General features: G+C 70.5%; 13 protein-coding genes and 3 pseudogenes. 9 read left to right on the top strand and 7 right to left on the bottom strand.

What is annotated here, in order from left to right; genetic code table 11:
* Window positions 1-223 precede the first annotated feature (223 nt).
* On the top strand, window positions 224-1,843 hold the full coding sequence (locus tag SSPS47_RS00370; protein ID WP_164247543.1) for a cytochrome bc complex cytochrome b subunit: 1,620 nt from the start codon (window positions 224-226) through the stop codon (window positions 1,841-1,843).
* A 639-nt stretch (window positions 1,844-2,482) separates the two neighbouring features.
* Here the strand turns inward: SSPS47_RS00370 and SSPS47_RS00375 are convergent.
* On the bottom strand, window positions 2,483-3,280 hold the full coding sequence (locus SSPS47_RS00375) for a DUF427 domain-containing protein (protein WP_164247545.1): 798 nt from the start codon (window positions 3,278-3,280) through the stop codon (window positions 2,483-2,485).
* 51 nt (window positions 3,281-3,331) lie between these two features.
* Here SSPS47_RS00375 and SSPS47_RS00380 point away from each other — a divergent pair, with 51 nt between their 5' ends.
* Window positions 3,332-3,484: a hypothetical protein gene (locus SSPS47_RS00380; protein ID WP_164247404.1), complete on the top strand. Its 153-nt coding sequence runs from the start codon at window positions 3,332-3,334 to the stop codon at window positions 3,482-3,484.
* A 67-nt stretch (window positions 3,485-3,551) separates the two neighbouring features.
* On the opposite strand, the pseudogene SSPS47_RS35045 reads toward SSPS47_RS00380, so the two are convergent.
* Both SSPS47_RS35045 and SSPS47_RS00385 read right to left on the bottom strand, forming a co-directional pair.
* A pseudogene (locus tag SSPS47_RS35045) lies at window positions 3,552-3,659 on the bottom strand (IS30 family transposase); the annotation flags it as partial.
* Window positions 3,660-3,823: 164 nt separating this feature from the next.
* Window positions 3,824-4,492, bottom strand: a complete 669-nt coding sequence (locus SSPS47_RS00385) for a hypothetical protein (RefSeq protein WP_164247547.1) — start codon at window positions 4,490-4,492, stop codon at window positions 3,824-3,826.
* A 431-nt stretch (window positions 4,493-4,923) separates the two neighbouring features.
* Between SSPS47_RS00385 and SSPS47_RS00390 the strand changes: the two genes are divergently transcribed.
* The 4 genes and pseudogenes from SSPS47_RS00390 to SSPS47_RS00405 all read left to right on the top strand — a co-directional run.
* Window positions 4,924-6,315 (top strand): DUF4331 domain-containing protein, encoded by a 1,392-nt coding sequence (locus tag SSPS47_RS00390; RefSeq protein ID WP_239064700.1) that lies wholly within the window; start codon window positions 4,924-4,926, stop codon window positions 6,313-6,315.
* Complete coding sequence (locus SSPS47_RS00395; protein ID WP_164247549.1) at window positions 6,312-7,607, top strand: tetratricopeptide repeat protein; 1,296 nt, start codon at window positions 6,312-6,314, stop codon at window positions 7,605-7,607. The genes SSPS47_RS00390 and SSPS47_RS00395 overlap by 4 nt, the downstream gene beginning before the upstream one ends.
* On the top strand, window positions 7,604-9,094 hold the full coding sequence (locus SSPS47_RS00400) for a High-affinity nickel-transporter (protein WP_164247551.1): 1,491 nt from the start codon (window positions 7,604-7,606) through the stop codon (window positions 9,092-9,094). Before SSPS47_RS00395 ends, SSPS47_RS00400 begins: the two co-directional genes overlap by 4 nt.
* A gap of 310 nt (window positions 9,095-9,404) precedes the next feature.
* Window positions 9,405-9,665: pseudogene (locus tag SSPS47_RS00405) on the top strand (GNAT family N-acetyltransferase); the annotation flags it as partial.
* Between the two features lie 185 nt (window positions 9,666-9,850).
* On the opposite strand, the gene SSPS47_RS00410 reads toward SSPS47_RS00405, so the two are convergent.
* Window positions 9,851-10,015: a hypothetical protein gene (locus tag SSPS47_RS00410; RefSeq protein ID WP_164247553.1), complete on the bottom strand. Its 165-nt coding sequence runs from the start codon at window positions 10,013-10,015 to the stop codon at window positions 9,851-9,853.
* Between the two features lie 228 nt (window positions 10,016-10,243).
* Here SSPS47_RS00410 and SSPS47_RS00415 point away from each other — a divergent pair, with 228 nt between their 5' ends.
* On the top strand, window positions 10,244-11,515 hold the full coding sequence (locus SSPS47_RS00415) for an APC family permease (RefSeq protein ID WP_164247555.1): 1,272 nt from the start codon (window positions 10,244-10,246) through the stop codon (window positions 11,513-11,515).
* A gap of 19 nt (window positions 11,516-11,534) precedes the next feature.
* On the opposite strand, the gene SSPS47_RS00420 is transcribed toward SSPS47_RS00415, so the two are convergent.
* Complete coding sequence (locus SSPS47_RS00420; protein WP_164247557.1) at window positions 11,535-11,897, bottom strand: DUF6223 family protein; 363 nt, start codon at window positions 11,895-11,897, stop codon at window positions 11,535-11,537.
* 228 nt (window positions 11,898-12,125) lie between these two features.
* Between SSPS47_RS00420 and SSPS47_RS00425 the strand changes: the two genes are divergently transcribed.
* Together SSPS47_RS00425 and SSPS47_RS00430 are read left to right on the top strand one after the other, a co-directional pair.
* The gene (locus SSPS47_RS00425) at window positions 12,126-13,253 is read left to right on the top strand and encodes a sensor histidine kinase (RefSeq protein ID WP_164247559.1); all 1,128 of its coding nucleotides are present in this window, start codon (window positions 12,126-12,128) and stop codon (window positions 13,251-13,253) included.
* The gene (locus SSPS47_RS00430; RefSeq protein ID WP_164247561.1) at window positions 13,250-13,912 is read left to right on the top strand and encodes a response regulator transcription factor; all 663 of its coding nucleotides are present in this window, start codon (window positions 13,250-13,252) and stop codon (window positions 13,910-13,912) included. The genes SSPS47_RS00425 and SSPS47_RS00430 overlap by 4 nt, the downstream gene beginning before the upstream one ends.
* 345 nt (window positions 13,913-14,257) lie before the next feature.
* Here the strand turns inward: SSPS47_RS00430 and SSPS47_RS35050 are convergent.
* Window positions 14,258-14,709: pseudogene (locus SSPS47_RS35050) on the bottom strand (aminoglycoside phosphotransferase family protein); the annotation flags it as partial.
* On the bottom strand, window positions 14,708-15,649 hold the full coding sequence (locus SSPS47_RS00435; protein ID WP_164247563.1) for an SDR family NAD(P)-dependent oxidoreductase: 942 nt from the start codon (window positions 15,647-15,649) through the stop codon (window positions 14,708-14,710). The gene SSPS47_RS00435 and the pseudogene SSPS47_RS35050, both read right to left, overlap by 2 nt.
* Window positions 15,650-15,734: the final 85 nt, after the last annotated feature.

Genomic DNA, 15,734 nt, shown 5'->3' on the forward strand with positions numbered 1-15,734 from the left:
CCGCCAACGCGAACCCGCTCCCTCACCCTCCGCTCGATCCACATCGCACAGAAACCCGTACCGACCCGAGCCCGTGATACCTCCCGCCACGCCGGCCCTGGGTCCGGACACCGCCACGTACTGGTGAAAGCGGCCGCGCCGTCCGTCGGTCGCGGTCGTGCGAGGTATTGATCCTCCCGGGCGAGCACCGCGCGAGTGCCCCATGGCACGAGGGGTGAGAACGATGGGCACCGAGGATCGACCGGCCGAGTCCGGGCAAGGGCGTCGGAAGCGCTCCGGGGAGAAGCTCGCGCACTGGGCGGACGGCCGCTTGGGCCTCCACCGGGTGGTGAGAGCCACGATACGGAAGGCCTTCCCGGATCACTGGTCCTTCATGCTGGGGGAGATCTGTGTCTACAGCTTCCTCGTCATCATTCTCACGGGTGTGTATCTGACCTTCTACTTCCACCCGTCATCGGCACAGGTCACGTACGACGGCAGCTACGCGCCTCTGCGCGGGCAACTGGTCTCCGAGGCATTCGACTCGACGATGGACATCTCCTTCGATGTCCGTGGCGGCCTGCTCATCCGACAGGCCCACCACTGGGCGGCGCTGGTGTTCGTCGCCGCCGTGCTGGTGCATATGATGCGCGTCTTCTTCACCGGCGCGTTCTGCAAACCGCGCGAGGTGAACTGGCTGCTCGGCTTCTCGCTGCTGGTCCTCGCCATGTTCGCGGGGCTGACCGGTTACGACCTGCCGGACGACCAACTCTCCGGAACCGGGCTCGCCATCGTGAACGGCACGCTTCTCTCCACGCCGATCATCGGCTCCTACCTGTCGTTCTTCCTTTTCGGCGGGGACTTTCCCGGCAACGACCTGGTGCCTCGTTTCAACACCATCCATATTCTGGTGATCCCCGGGATCATGGCGGCAATTGTCGTCGCCCACCTGGCCCTGTTGCTCTATCACAAGCACACCCAGTTCGCCGGCCCCGGCCGTACGAAAACCAATGTGGTCGGTCCGCCCGTTCAGGTGTACGCGGTGAAGTCGGCGGGGTATTTCTTCATGGTCGCCGGTGTGATCTTCACCGCCGCGGCAATCGCGCAGATCAACCCCATCTGGCGGTACGGCCCTTACCGCCCCGACCAGGTCTCGGCCGGGTCGCAACCCGACTGGTACATGGGTGTGGCCGACGGCCTTCTGCGCGTCATGCCCGGCTGGGAGCTCAACTTCTGGGACCACACCCTGGCTCTCGACAATTTCCTCCCGCTGATGGCCGGCGTCTGCCTCTTCCTGGCCATGGGCGTCTACCCCTTCGTCGAGGCCTGGGTGACCGGCGACGACCGGGAACAGAATCTCCTCGACAGACCACGCGACCGGCCCGTCCGTACGGGCCTCGGTGTCGCCTGGCTGAGTGTCTACGTCGTGGCACTGCTCGGTGCGGCGAACGACCTGATCGCCACGCACTTCCATCTCTCCGTGAATACGGTGACATGGGCGGTCCGGTTCGGGCTTTTCGTCGTCCCGGTGCTCGCTTACATCGTCGCGAAACGATGCGCTCTCGGTCTCCAGCGCCGCGACCGGGAAAAGGTGCTGCACGGCCGCGAGACGGGCGTCGTCAAGCGCCTCTCGTACGGCGAGTTCGTCGAAGTGCACGAACCGCTCACCCGTGAACAACTGCATTCGCTCACGGCGCACCAACAGTACAAACCGCTCCCGGCGGGCACCGAACAGACCACGAACGGCGGGCGTGCCTGGACCCGGCGGCTGCGGGTCAAGCTCAGCCGGGGCTATTACGGGGAAAACGCACAGATCACCAAACCCACCCCACGCGAATACGAAGAAATCACCAACGGGCACTGATCGCGGTCCGTCCTCACACGACACGCACACCCCCCGTCGTCCTGACCGCCGATGACGGTGGGAACCGACGGGTGGCCGGTCGCCCGCCTCCTGTATCAGAGCGTGTCCCACCACCGTCACGGGCTCGGACTGCTTGACCGTTCGGGCGCCACGCAGAAGCCGCGCGCCCTCCGGGAAGGAGGCGTCCGCCTTGAGCAGCGATCCGCGCGCCGGTCGTCGGCCGCGACCCGGGCTGTGATCCGCCCGGCACCGGGGTCGCTCAACCGGTCGACGCGCAGCACTTCGTCGTCCCCCAGCGCCAGCGTGGCCTGTACGACGTGCCAGGCGGTCACCTGCCATGCCCCACCCTTGCACTTGGGATCAGAAGAACCATGAGTGGGGGGAGTTGATCGGATTCTCCGTCAGCCGTATCAAGTATTTGGCCACAGCGGTTGGGATCTATTCGCTCGTGATAGATATTTCCTGTTCTTGTTCAATAAACGCTTCTGATCATTCGACAGCGACCGCTTCACAACAGAAGTCGGCGTGTGACTGCCATGAGCCGGGGCAGCCGCGCAGTCGAGCACCAGCAGTGCGCATCGTCCGCGTGCCGTCGGTCCTCACGCCTGGAAGCGGGGCTTGTGGTTCACCCGTGAGGCGTCAGTCGGATCTACGCGCGGCGGTCCGGTTGACAGGGGCGGGACGAGGGAGCGCGCGGCCGTCGAGGAAAATGTCGGTCTGTTCGTTGTAGAAGGCCACGAGACCGGCGATGGGCGCGAGTTGTCGGGTCGGGAAGTCGTAGGACCACGCGATGTCCGCGTGGCTGCCCGCATGCGTGGTGACGGACCAGTACGCGCTGGTGCTGCCCTTGTAAGGGCAAGCGGTGACGGTGTCGCTGGGCGTCAGCCGGGTGAGATCGGCGTGCACGAGATCGAGGTAGTAACGGGTCGGCAGGCCGGTTTCGAACACCATGACGGTCGAGGGCGCCTCGGCCAGGACCTCGCCGTCCAGCTCGACGCGGACGCTGCGGCTCGACCGGAGCGCGTCCACCCGTGTGTAGGGGCTGCGGGGATGCACGAACACCTGCTCGTCCTCCTCGAACCATGCGTCGGGGGCAGCCCAGTCGATACGTACGGTGCCCGCGAGACCCGGCGGCGCCTCTTGTGTCCACAGCCGTGCCGAGCCGGGCCGCGCGACCTCGCCGACACGCAGCCCATGGCGGCGCGCCACCCCCAGGCTCAGCTTCTGCGTGTGGTCCTCATCGACGAGAACTCCTTCGGTGAAGTCCTCCGCCGGCACGCAGTACTGCGGATAGCCGGGCCACTCCCATACGTAGACAGCCCGCATGGTGTCGAACAGCATGTGGCCGGCCAGGAAGGCGCGGATACGACGGGCGACTGGTTCGACATGTCCCGTCGGGACGATCATCTGTGGAAAGTACTGGGCGTTGTCAGGCATGAACGCTTCCCGTCCCTGGTCAGTGGTAGGGCCTGCCTGACCCACCATCACATGGTCGAGCGCGTCAAGCGCGTCGCGTGGGCCACCGGCGCGGGCGCGCACCGGCGCCAGAGACGACCGCCCGGCCTCCTGCTCGGACAAGGCCTGGTCCTGGTCCTGGCGCGGGCGGTCGGCCTGGTCCTGGTCCTGGCGCCTGGGGCCTGATACATGGGCTGTCGTGGCGATCAGGTGGCCACAGAGCGCTCCACATCCACCAAGGGATGACCTCGGCCGCTACCGCGTCACGGTGCTCGCGAGGATGGACCGAAAGGTCGGTGCCCTTGGGGAAACACTGCCACAGCAGGCCGTTGGTGTTCTCGTTCGAGCCGCGCCGCCTGGGCTGCCGGCCTTGACGAACGTCGTGGCGCGGAGCCAGGGCAGTTGCCCCCGCGCCCAGGGGCCGGATCGGCCTGCGCGAGCGGCTCGATCCGGTACCCATCGCATGAGTGCACTGACCGGACGGCTACGAGCGGTCAGCCGGCCGGCCCGTCAAAGGGCCACCCTCTAGCCGCGGGTGGGGATGTAGTCGAAGTTCGGCGTCAGCGTCCCGAACAGGCTGCCGACGCGAGGCGCCTGGCCGCCCGTCACCGAGGTGAACAGGTCTGCGGCCTCCTGCGTCAGGTAGAAGGGGGCCTGCTTGATGCGGAAGCCGGTGAAGCTGGGACGGGCCCCGGCCATGACCTCGATGTAGGTGGACTCGGCGATCGAGACCTCCTCGGAGAGACGCTTTCCGTCGACCGACACGCCCGCCGAGTAGGCCGGGGTGGGCATCACGCGGATGAAGGTGGACTGGAGCGTGATGGTCTTGCCGGAGGTCTTGTGGTGGAAGCTCAGCCCGCCGGGGTAGAAGATCCGGCCCTTCGAGTCGAGACCGTCACCGGCCGTCGAGCCGATCGGCATGGAGAAGCCGCGCTTGTCCGCGTCCATCTTGAACGGGCTGATGGCCTTGAGTGTGATGCCCTCGCGCTTCATCCAGGCCAGCGCTTCATCCCCCAGGGCCACCTGCGCGTCTCCCCACGGGGAGATGTAGGCGCCGGGGAAGGGATCGGCGACCGCGGCCGTGGGGGCGGTTGCCGACTGCTGCGGGGCGGATGCCCCGGCGGCGGTCATGCCGAGCGGCACGGTGAGTGCGGCCGCTGCGGCGAGGACGGTGAGACGACGGAGTGCGCGCATGGGTATGTGCTCTTTCTCTACCGGTGACGTGGAAAGCGCCCTGGGTCCAGGGCGCGCCGGAACCCAACAGACGTGCGCATCAACAGAGTTCGTCCGCAGTCCGGCTGGCGGACGAAGGCGCACCTTTAGCCGGGTGCGCCCATTGATACATAGAAATGTACGACTCGGACCGTTCGTTAGCCCGAAAGGCGGAAAGATCAGCGCGATTCGGTGATGCGGAGCGGCTTTGGCCTTTCGTAGATCAACAGCGCCTCACTCTGGTGGAACTCCCCCACACAGCACTGGAGAACGTCATGCCCGAAATGGCAAGCACTCCTGTATTCAGCCGATACGCCGGTCAAGGGCCGGGACTCCCGGATCGAAGGCCCGGCCCCGCCCGCCGGAGGCTTCGAGCGCTCGCCGCGACCGCTGCGGCGCTGACCGCCGCGTCGGTGGCGGGCCCGCTCACCGGCGTCGGTGAGGCGGGTGGTCACGTCGACGCGCCCTCCTCGCTGCGGGACACCGCGACGGACATCACGGACGTCTATGCCTTCACCAGCCCCGAGGACACCGGCACGGTCACCCTCATCGCGAACGTACGGCCCTTCCAGCTGCCGGGGACGGCGGCCAACGCGCTGGTGGACCATCCGTTCGCGACGGGGGCACGGTATGAGATCCATACGGACGCCGACGGGGACGGAGCGCCCGACGCGACCTACCGCTGGACGTTCCGCAACGAGGACCGCCGCCCGTTCGGCACGGGTCCGAAGGTCGGTCCGCTGCCCGTGAATTCCCTGGACGACCGGTCTCTGGGTGTCCGGCAGAAGTACACCCTGGAGAAGGTCACCGCGGACGGCACCGTCACGACGCTGTTGCGCGACGCCATCGCGGCACCCACCCATACGGGTCGCACCCTGATGCCGAACTACGGCAAGCTGCGCACCCAGGCGATCCGGGACCTGCCGGGCGGTGGCCGTACGGTCGCCACGCAGGCGGCGGAATCGTTCAAGGCTGACACCCAGGTCTTCGGCCTGTTCGTCGCCGGGACCTCGGGGCCGGTGCCCGGCTGGCTGCCCGACGCCCAGCCACTGTCCGCCCTCAACGTGAACAGCCTGGTGCTGCAGGTGCCCAAGAGCGAGGTGGCGCTGGCCGGTGACGCGCGGCGCAACCCGGTCGTCGGCGTCTGGTCGTCCGTCTCCCGCCAGAGTGCGGACCTCGGACGGAGTCTGGCCGAGCAGGCCCCCGTCTACCGGCAGGTCTCCCGGAACGGCACCCCGCACGTCGCCTTCGCCGTCCACGGGTCGACCGTCGGGCTCGCGAAGCCGGGCGGGCCCGAGGACCGCTTCCAGGCACGTGCCCCGAAGGACGACCACTTGGACGCCGACTTCCTGGCGGCGACGCTCGATCCCGTACCGCCGCGGCGCATCGAGCGAGCCCAGGGACGCAGGGCTCCGGCAACCCCGCGTCGCGACATCCAGGCCCTGCTCATGAAGGGCATCGGGAAGTCCAACGGGTCGTTGTTCGGCTTCGACCTCACCACCCACACCATGAACGCCGACGCGGATCGGTCGCGCATCGTGCTCGCCGAGCAGCTGCGGCTCAACCTCACCACCCCGGTGGCAGCGGACCCGAAGGCGCACGGCGTGCTCGACGGCGACCTCCAGGGCTTCCCCAACGGGCGGCGCCTCAACGACAACATCGACGGGCCTCTGATCAGGATGCTGGAGGGCGAGCCCGCGGGGCCGTCCGCGCGGGATCTGCTGCCCGATCCCGTCGTACGCCTCGAACCCGCCGACGCGCAGAGCACGTTCCCCTACCTCAACCTCCCGCACGCGGGCCCGTGAAGCCTCTGATCACCGCAGCGGGCGGAGCGGTGGCCGTGGCCGGCTGTGTGGCGGGACTCCTGTATCTGGGTCCGGCCGCCGAGAGCCCTGCGGCCACCGCCCCGGCCGCAGCCGCACCTGCCGGTGGTGCTCCCGCGGCAGAGGCACTCGGCACGGCCAGGAAGCGTACGAAGGCCTACCCGCGGGACCCGGTGGGATGGGCCCTGCTCGCCCGCGCCGAGATCGAACAGGCCCGGACCACGCTGGACGCCGCCCGGCTGGAGGCCGCCGACCACGCCCTACGCCGCTCTGTGGCCCTGGACAGCACACGCAACTACGACGCGGTCGTCGGCCGGGGGCAGCTTGCCAACGCCCGGCACCTGTTCACCCAGGGCCGTGAACACGGTCTGCGGGCCACCCGCATGGCACCGGACCGGCCCGACGGGTACTCGGTCCTGGCAGACGCGGAGATCCAGCTCGGCCACTACCCGGCGGCGCGCGCCGCCGCGCAGCGCCTGCTCGATCTGGCGCCCGGCTCCGCGGCGTACAGCAGAGCGGCCTACGACCTGGAGACGAACGGCAGGCCGCCCGATGCCGGCATCGCCCTGGAACGGGCGGTGGACAGCGCGTCGACGACCGGCGAGCGCGCCTTCGCGCAGACACGGCTGGGTGACCTGGCCTGGTCGCAGGGGGACGCCGACCGGGCGGCGAAGCACTACCGGTACGCCCTGGACAGCGAACCGGAGTATCCGTACGCGGTCGCGGGGACGGCCAGGGTGCTCGCGGCACGGGGTGAGCCGGACAAGGCGCTCGACATGTACGAACGGCTGACGGAACGGACTCCGCTGCCGCAGTTCCTGCTGGAAACGGTCGAGCTGCGAGCCTCGATGTCCGAGCCCGGTGATTCCGGGCCGGGCGGAGCGGAGGCCGCGCTGACGGCCCAGGTGCGGCTGTCGCGCGCGGACGGCGGCCCCGTCGACCCGCATCTGGCGCTGTTCGCCGCCGACCACGGCGACCCGGCAGTCGCGGTGGAACTGATGCGCAGGGAGTGGAAACACACCCGCGGTGTGGTCACGGCCGATGCCCTGGCCTGGGCACTGCACCGGGACGGGCACAGCGGCGAGGCTCTGGAGTACGCGCGGCGGGCGGCCGCGACCGGCTGGGACAACGCGCTGTTCCACTACCACCGAGGTGCGATCGAGCGGGCACTCGGCCTGCCCGGGGCCCGGCGCCACCTGCGCGAGGCGCTGGAGAGGAACCCCCACTTCTCTCCGTACCATGCCGTGCGGGCCAAGGAGTTGACCAGGAAATGAGGCACGTCCGCCGGACGGCCGCCACCGTATCCGCGTCGATCGCGCTGGCACTCGCGGCGGCAACGCCCGCGCAGGCACACCCCTTGGGCAACTTCAGCGTCAATCACCACGACGGTCTGCGGCTGGCGGCGGACCGGATCCAGGACACGGCGGTTGTCGACAGCGCGGAGATCCCCACCGCGCAGGACCGGGGCGCCACCGACACCGACCGCGACGGGACGGTCTCGGCCGGGGAAGCGGCCCACCGGGCGACGGAGCGCTGCACGGAGCTGGCCGGGCGGACCGGGGCGACGGTGAACGGACGCGCGCTCCGGTGGCATACGCGGAAGGCGACACTGACGTACGCCGCCGGCGCGGCGGGACTGCCTGTCGCCCGGCTGACTTGCGCACTGACGGCGGAGGCGGATCTGACCGGGCCCGCCGAGGTCGGCTTCGTTTCGGGCGCGGACACCGCGCGGACCGGGTGGAAAGAGATCACCGCAGTCGCCGGGGCCGGGGTGCGGCTGGCACGCTCCTCCGTGCCCGCGACGAGCCCGAGCGGGGCGCTGCGGCGCTACCCGGCGAACGGCGGTGAACAACCACTGGCTGTGACGTCCGCGACGCTGCGGACGCAGCCGGGGGACGCCGGTTACGGCGGGCCTGCCGGTGCGCGCGACACCCGCGCCGTGGCGAAGGAGGCGGTACTCTTCCCCGCCCTGGAGAACCGGCTCACCGACCTCACGGCGGGCCGCGATCTCACCTGGCCGGTGGGGCTGTTCGCGGTGCTGCTCAGCCTGCTTCTCGGCGCCGGGCACGCGGCGCTCCCCGGGCACGCCAAGCTGGCGGTGGCGGCCTGTCTGGCCCGCGGGAAGGGCGGTGCGCGCGCTGCCGTGGCGGTCGGCGCGACGGTGACGGCCACGCATACGGCGGGAGTGCTCGTGACGGGCCTGCTTCTCACCGCGGGCGGAGGGCTGCTGGGGGAGCGACTGCTGGGACTGCTCGGTGCCGTGAGCGGGGCAGTGATCGCGGGGCTGGGAGCGATGCTGACAGTGACGGCTGTACGAGGGCTGAGAGCCGGCGCCACGCCAGCCCACGGCCACAACCACACGCACGGGGACGGGCACTCGCACGGGCAAGGGCACACGCACGGACAGACGCACAGCGACCATCGCCACGGGAAGGCGGGCCGTACCGGGCTTCCCGCCCTCCTCGGTGTCGGGCTCGCGGGCGGACTGGTACCCAGTCCCTCCGCGCTCGTCGTCCTGCTGGGCGCGATCGCCCTGAGCCGAACGTACTTCGGCGTGCTGCTCGTCATCGGCTACGGCCTCGGCATGGCGCTCACCCTGACCTCGGCCGGGCTGCTGCTCGCCGGTGGCGGGAGCCGGCTCGCGACGCTGGGCGAGAGACGGCTGCCGGCCCTGCGCCGCTACACCCCGTACGGGGCCGTTCTGACCGCGTTCGCGGTCCTGGCGGTAGGGATCGGGCTGACGGTACGCAGCCTGGTATGAGGCCCGGGCGAGCGGCAGCGGCTGAACGACCCGCCCGGGCACCGCCGTTGCGTCCAGGCACTGAGGGACGAGGCCCACACCGCCCTCCGGAAAGCACACTGCTTTTTTATGATTTTGATGCGGTTTACGGTGGTCTTGTGGCGGGGTGAACCTGCTGTTCCCGTGATGTGGTGGCTGAACGGAGAGACGCGGTCAAGCGGACAAGGCCCGGCGACATGGACGAGCGGCATTCCCGCATCCAGCAGTACCCCTGGCTGTCCCCGGTGCTTCTCGCCGGGGCCGTCGGCCTGGAACTGCTGACTCCCGCGACGTGCGCGTCTGGGCGGCTGACGGCGGGGTGGTCATTCTCGGCCGGGGCGTGGCGGGCCGCTGGGAGACGGCGATCGAGGTGGACGAGGGGGCACGCCACCGGGGCCTGGGCCGGGCACTGGCGACGGCCGCACGGCATCTCGTGCCCGCCGGGGAGCAGGTCTGGTCACAGCAGGCTGCGGGCAACGCGCGCAGTGTGCGCGCGTTCCAGGCCGCCGGAGTCCGGCCGGTCGGCGCGGAGGCGCTCCTTATCGCGTCATAGGGGTGCCGCTCATCGGCGAACTCCGCGAGCGAGCACGGGCCGGGGGTTGACTGCGCAGAGGAGAACGGCGCGTACGCCTCGGCGTATGCCATGCGCGGCGGTAGCCGTCCGACGGACTGCACCGCTGTTCCAGATCGCTGGGCAGCCCCGTGGCCGTCCAACCCGCCTCAGGGGCACGCCGCCCGCTACCCACCGCGTCGGCTCTGCGGGCGCAGGAACCCGTATGTGTGGACCGCACCGGCGGTGTCGGCGCGGTCGACGGTGGCCGCTGCGGCGTAGTGCGAGCCTTCGGCTCCGGGGGTGACCTCGAACGCCGCGTTGCCGGCGGTGGACGCGACCGGCGTGGGCACGTACACAGGGGACAACAGGGCCTTCAGGCACGGCTCCTGGCTTCAACGGGCCCCGCCTCCAAGCACCGGCGCACGGCGGATACGAAGCTGGGCCCGCTCACATACGGAAGGTGGAAGGGGCCTTGGACCGGCCGTACCCGCGGCTGACACGCTGGGTAGCGTGGCTCGACCGGGCCGGCCGATATCGGAGTCCGTAAGAGACGCGGCTCTGCCGCTGAGGAGTGGTCCATGCGCAAGCCATCGCCGGCGGCCGTTCCGGATGAGTTGCAGCGGCGGCTCGGGGTGTTCGATGCCGTGGTGATCGGCCTGGGGGCGATGATCGGTGCGGGGATCTTCGCTGCACTCGCGCCGGCCGCGCACGCCGCCGGCTCCGGACTGCTGATCGGCCTGGCCCTCGCCGCCGTGGTCGCGTACTGCAATGCGACCTCCTCCGCGCGGCTCGCGGCCCGCTACCCCGCCTCCGGTGGCACCTACGTCTACGGCCGGGAGCGGCTGGGGGACTTCTGGGGCTACCTCGCGGGGTGGGCGTTCGTGGTCGGCAAGACCGCCTCCTGCGCGGCGATGGCGCTCACGGTCGGCTCGTATGTGTGGCCCGGACAGGCTCACGCGGTCGCGGTCGCGGCGGTGGTGGCGCTGACGGCGGTCAACTACGCCGGGGTGCAGAAGTCGGCGCTGCTGACCCGGGTGGTCGTGGCGGTGGTTCTGGCGGTGCTCGCCGCCGTCGTGGTCGTCTCTCTCACCTCTTCCTCATCGAGCGCGGCCCGGCTCGGTGTCGGGGACGACGCAACGTTCGGCGGGGTGCTCCAGGCGGCGGGCCTGCTGTTCTTCGCATTTGCCGGGTACGCGCGCATCGCCACCCTCGGCGAGGAGGTCCGCGACCCGCAGCACACCATCCCCCGGGGCATCTCGATCTCGCTCGGTATCACCCTGGTCGTCTACGCAGTCGTCGCCATCTCCGTGCTGACCGTGCTGGGCCCCAAGGGCCTGGCCGAGGCCGCCGCGCCCCTGTCGGACGCGGCCCGGGCGGCGGGCGCAGACCGGCTGGCGCCGGTCGTGCGTGTCGGGGCCGCCGTGGCCGCGCTCGGCTCGCTGCTCGCGCTGATCCTCGGCGTCTCCCGCACCACTCTGGCCATGGCCCGCGACCGGCATCTGCCCCACGGCCTGGCCGCGGTGCACACGAAGTTCAAGGTGCCGCACCGGGCCGAGCTCGCGGTGGGCGCCGTGGTGGCGGTGGTCGCGGCGACGGTGGACGTGCGCGGGGCGATCGGGTTCTCCTCCTTCGGTGTCCTGGCGTACTACGCCGTCGCCAACGCCTGCGCCTGGACCCTGCGACCTCTGGAGGGCCGTCCCGCGCGGATCATCCCCGTGATCGGGTTCGCCGGTTGCCTGGTCCTGGCCTTCGCCCTGCCGCTGTCCTCGGTGGTCGCCGGGGCCACGGTGCTGGCCGTAGGTGCCGCCGCCTACGGGGTGCGCCGCTCGGTGGCCGCACGCACACCGTGACCCGGCAGCGCTCAGCGGGTCATCCCATCGGCTGCCCGGCGCCGACGGCGCGGGTCAGCGCCCGGCGGCCGAGGAGTACGCCGCCCAGCCCCAACGGCAGCGCGACGACGGCGCCGACAAGCCCGTTGCCGGTACCGGGACCGCCACTGGAGGTGGCCAGGTGCAGCACCGCGAGGACCACGCCGGCCATTCCGACCGCGATGGCCGACATCCCACCGGTGCGCGCGCTGCCGGTACTGATCCGGCCGCCGGCACGAGTCGAGGCCAGCCGGCCGATCACCAGGCCGAGCAGTCCTGCCCCGAGGGCCAGGTTGGCCCCGGTCCGTCCGTCCCCGATGAGCCCGCCCTCGGCGGCCACCATCAGCGCTGCTGAAGTACTCATACCGCTCTCCATCCTCTCCGTCGCAGACCGCGATCTCCGCTACGCCTTGAGCATGCGCCCCGGCCCCCTGCCGGTCCTCCGGCAGACGCAGGCACTTTCCGCTGTCACCCCTGCGGCATCCGGCTACTGCGGACACAGCAGACGGCGCGCGAGTACCGCACGCGCAGCAGCCCACCTCTCCTCCCCGGGCCGGACCCGTCCACCACCTCATCCGGCTACGGTTCACCCATGAACAAAGGGCGGTTCGCTGTCCCGGCCGGGGTCACCGACTGGTTGATCGCCGTGGGCGTGGCGGCGCTGCTGCTGGGCTCCGGGTTGTCCGGGCCACACCCCTCCGGGGACCGGGAGTTGCTCGGCTCCGCGCTGCTGGCGGCCGGCGGGCTGGCGCTGGCTGTGCGCCGCCGGGCACCGCTCGTGGCCCTGGCCGTCGCCGGGCTGTCCGCAGTGGGCTACCAGGCGGCCGGATTCGAAGTGCTCGCCGTCTCCTACCTGGTGGCGGTCTACGCCGCCGTACGCGCCGGGCACCGCTCCGCCACACTGGCCCTGACCGTGGCCCTGCTGGCTGTGCTCCAGCTCTCCGCCCTGCTCTCGCACGACGGGCCCGCGCGCGAGGCCGTGACACAGGCCCGGAGCACCCTGGAGATCGCCTGGCTCATCGCCGCCTTCTCCGCCGGGGAGGCGGTGCGCCTGGCCGAACGGAGGGCGGCCGAAGCCGAGCACACCCGCGAGGAGACCGCCAGGCGCCGGGCCGACGAGGAGCGACTGCGCATCGCGCGGGAGCTGCACGACTCGCTCACCCACCAGATCTCGGTCATCAAGGTGCAGTCGGAATCCGCGGTCCACGTGGCCCGGCGGCGGGGTGAGCAGGTGCCGGAGGCACTGCTGGCGATCCAGGAAGCCGGCCGGGAGGCGAGCCGGGAACTGCGCGCCACCCTTGAGGCACTGCGCGACGACGGCACCGCCCCGCCGCCCGGACTCGACCACATCCACCACCTGGTGAAACAGTTCCAAACGACCCGCCTCAAAACGACGCTGACGATCGATGGGCACCCGCACGCCCTGCCTGCCACGGTGGGCCGTACCGCGTACCGGATCGTCCAGGAGTCGCTCACCAACGTCTCCCGGCACGCCGCCGCCACCACCGCCGCGGTGCTGATCCACTACCGTTCGGACACCCTCGCCATCCGCGTCGACGACAACGGAGAGACCACGCAGGACACCACACAGATGCCCGGCCTCGGACTACTCGGCATGCGCGAACGCGTCACTGCCCTGGGAGGACGCCTGCACACCGGGTCGGGCAGCTCAGGCGGCTTCACCGTCCAGGCCGAACTCCCCACCGACGGAGCGCCGTGATCCGTGTCCTGCTGGTCGACGACCAGCCGCTCATCCGCAGCGGCTTCCGCGCGCTGCTCGACCTCGAAGACGGCATAAAGGTGGTGGCCGAGGCCGCCGACGGCGAAGAAGGCCTGGCGCTCGTCAAGAAGCATCTGCCCGACGTCGTGCTCATCGACATCCAGATGCCCGTCATGGACGGCATCGAAGCGACCCGTCGCATCGCCGCGGACCCGGCCCTGGCCGGCGTACACGTCGTCATGCTGACCAACTACGGCATGGACGAGTACGTTCTCGACGCGCTGCGCGCCGGCGCCGCCGGCTTCCTCGTCAAAGACATCACGGCGGAGGACTTCCTGCACGCTGTACGCGTCGCCGCCCGCGGCGACGCCCTGCTCGCGCCCTCGATCACCCGTAAGCTCATCGACCGCTACGTCACCCAGCGCCCCTCCACACGCGCCGGCAGCGGGCTGAAGGAACTGACCAGCCGCGAACGCGAGGCGGTCGCACTCGCCGCACAGGGCCTGACCAACGGCGAGATCGCCGACCACATGGTCATCACCCCGTTGACGGCCAAGACCCACCTCAACCGGGCCATGACCAAGCTCCACGCCCGTGACCGCGCCCAACTCGTGGTCCTCGCCTACGAATCCGGCCTGGTAACGCCGCGCAACCCCTGACCCGGAACGCCCCTTGACCGGCCAGGCACTACGGCCCCTCGCCGCGCAGGTGCACCCACTCCGGAGGCGTGAGGGGATTGATCACGCCCCGGACAGCTGAAGTCCTCACCGGACATGAAGACCGCCGCCAGGGCGAACGGCGCAGCAGTTCTTGCGTTCACGAATTTCACTCGGCCCTCCCTATCTGTAGATGGTTTCGGTCCACTCGATGGCCCGACGCCACTTCGGGGGCCACGCGGGTGGGCGGGCGGAGCGTCCGCCCGGCCCGTCCCCCGGAAGGCGTTCAACGTGGATGCCGGGCTCCAACCGCAGTCCGAACCTTCGCGCTCCGCCGGGCGGGGCCGATCATCCGAAGCGGCGCGGGAGTCCCTCAAGACAGTCCTCAAGTCTGCTTGTGAACAGGGCCGTAGTCAGGTCATCGCGTCCGAGCTCGCGCCGGGGGACGGCCAACTTCTCGGCATCCGGCGCGAAGGCGAGCGCATCGAGCACACGCCGGTAGAGGTGAGCGGCCGGGTCCTCACTCAACGTGCAGCCGGAAGCCAGATGGCGATCAGCCAGCCGCATCCCCTCCTGGGGGCCGTGCAGGAGAGCCAGGGCCGTCGCACCCGGTCGGGCGATGTCCACGCCTGGTACGCGCGCGGCCGGGCCCCGGCCGGTACGCGCACCTGGTGAACGCCGACGAGTTGCCGGGCCAGGAGCTCGGTCCGCAACCCCGCTTGCTCCTGCCCCAACCGCACACCGCCGGGCAGCAGTGACATCAGCAACGACGGGTGGTCGCGGTACACCGCCGTCGCATCATCGGCGTGGAATGACGCCACCTGCGCACCGGTCTCGCTGAACGACGGGGAACTTCACCCCGGTGAGGTCTTCGGAGACGGCCCACAGCCGCTGCTGGACGGCCACCTCGTACGACTGCGGGCTGGAGGTGACCAGCCGGGGGTGGCCCATGACCTCGTTGCGTCCGCCGGGACCGTAGTACTGGCCGCCGAGCGCGGCGGGGTCGGTGGCGGCGCGCAGGGTCGGCAGCGCGCCCATCGCCGGCGTCTGGGTGATCAGCGGCGCGGCCCAGGTGAGTGGGAGCCGGAGGGCCGCGGGGGTGTTGCGAGCGAGCTCGGTGCTGGACATGCCGGGGTGCGCGGCCATCGCGACGGTGGTGCCGTGCGTGGCGAGTCGGCGCTGCAACTCGTACGTGAACATCAGGTTGGCCAGCTTGGACTGGCCATAAGCGGCCGCCCGGCTGTAGGACCGCTCCCACTGCAGGTCGTCGAAGTGGATCGCGGCCCGGATGCGGTGGCCGGTGCTGCTGACGGTCACCACGCGCGAGCCGGGCACCGGCAGCATCAGGTCCAGCAGCAGCCCGGTGAACGCGAAGTGGCCGAGGTGGTTGGTGCCGAACTGCATCTCGAAGCCGTCCCGGGTGGTCTGCTTCGGGGTGTACATCACGCCGGCGTTGTTGATCAGCAGGTCGATCCGGTCGAGCCGGGACCGCAGCGCCGCGACCGAGGACCGGACGGAGTCGAGCGAGGTCAGGTCCAGGGCCTGCACTGTCACGTCGCCCGTCATGCGGGCCGCGGCCTGCTCACCCTTCTCGACGTTGCGCACCGCGAGCACCACGGACGCCCCGTGCTCGGCGAGCGCCTTGGCGGTCTCGTACCCCAGTCCGGTGTTGGCCCCGGTCACCACGGCCACCCGCCCGCTCTGGTCCGGAATGTTCGCCGTCGTCCACTTCTCACTCATGTCAGGCTCTCCACTAACTAACGTACCGAAGGTATCTTCCATCGACGACGCTAAAGTACTCTCGGTACGTTGTCAACGTACCGCC

The sequence above is a fragment of the Streptomyces sp. S4.7 genome, assembly GCF_010384365.1.
Classification (GTDB): domain Bacteria; phylum Actinomycetota; class Actinomycetes; order Streptomycetales; family Streptomycetaceae; genus Streptomyces.

Bases quoted from the DNA above. Each gene is read 5' to 3' on its own strand.
- SSPS47_RS00425 (WP_164247559.1), top strand. From the start codon at position 12,126: ATGAACAAAGGGCGGTTCGCTGTCCCGGCCGGGGTCACCGACTGGTTG.
- SSPS47_RS00375 (WP_164247545.1), bottom strand. From the start codon at position 3,280: ATGCCTGACAACGCCCAGTACTTTCCACAGATGATCGTCCCGACGGGA.
- SSPS47_RS00400 (WP_164247551.1), top strand. From the start codon at position 7,604: ATGAGGCACGTCCGCCGGACGGCCGCCACCGTATCCGCGTCGATCGCG.
- SSPS47_RS00380 (WP_164247404.1), top strand. From the start codon at position 3,332: ATGGTCGAGCGCGTCAAGCGCGTCGCGTGGGCCACCGGCGCGGGCGCG.
- SSPS47_RS00415 (WP_164247555.1), top strand. From the start codon at position 10,244: ATGCGCAAGCCATCGCCGGCGGCCGTTCCGGATGAGTTGCAGCGGCGG.
- SSPS47_RS00370 (WP_164247543.1), top strand. From the start codon at position 224: ATGGGCACCGAGGATCGACCGGCCGAGTCCGGGCAAGGGCGTCGGAAG.
- SSPS47_RS00385 (WP_164247547.1), bottom strand. From the start codon at position 4,492: ATGCGCGCACTCCGTCGTCTCACCGTCCTCGCCGCAGCGGCCGCACTC.
- SSPS47_RS00420 (WP_164247557.1), bottom strand. From the start codon at position 11,897: ATGAGTACTTCAGCAGCGCTGATGGTGGCCGCCGAGGGCGGGCTCATC.
- SSPS47_RS00435 (WP_164247563.1), bottom strand. From the start codon at position 15,649: ATGAGTGAGAAGTGGACGACGGCGAACATTCCGGACCAGAGCGGGCGG.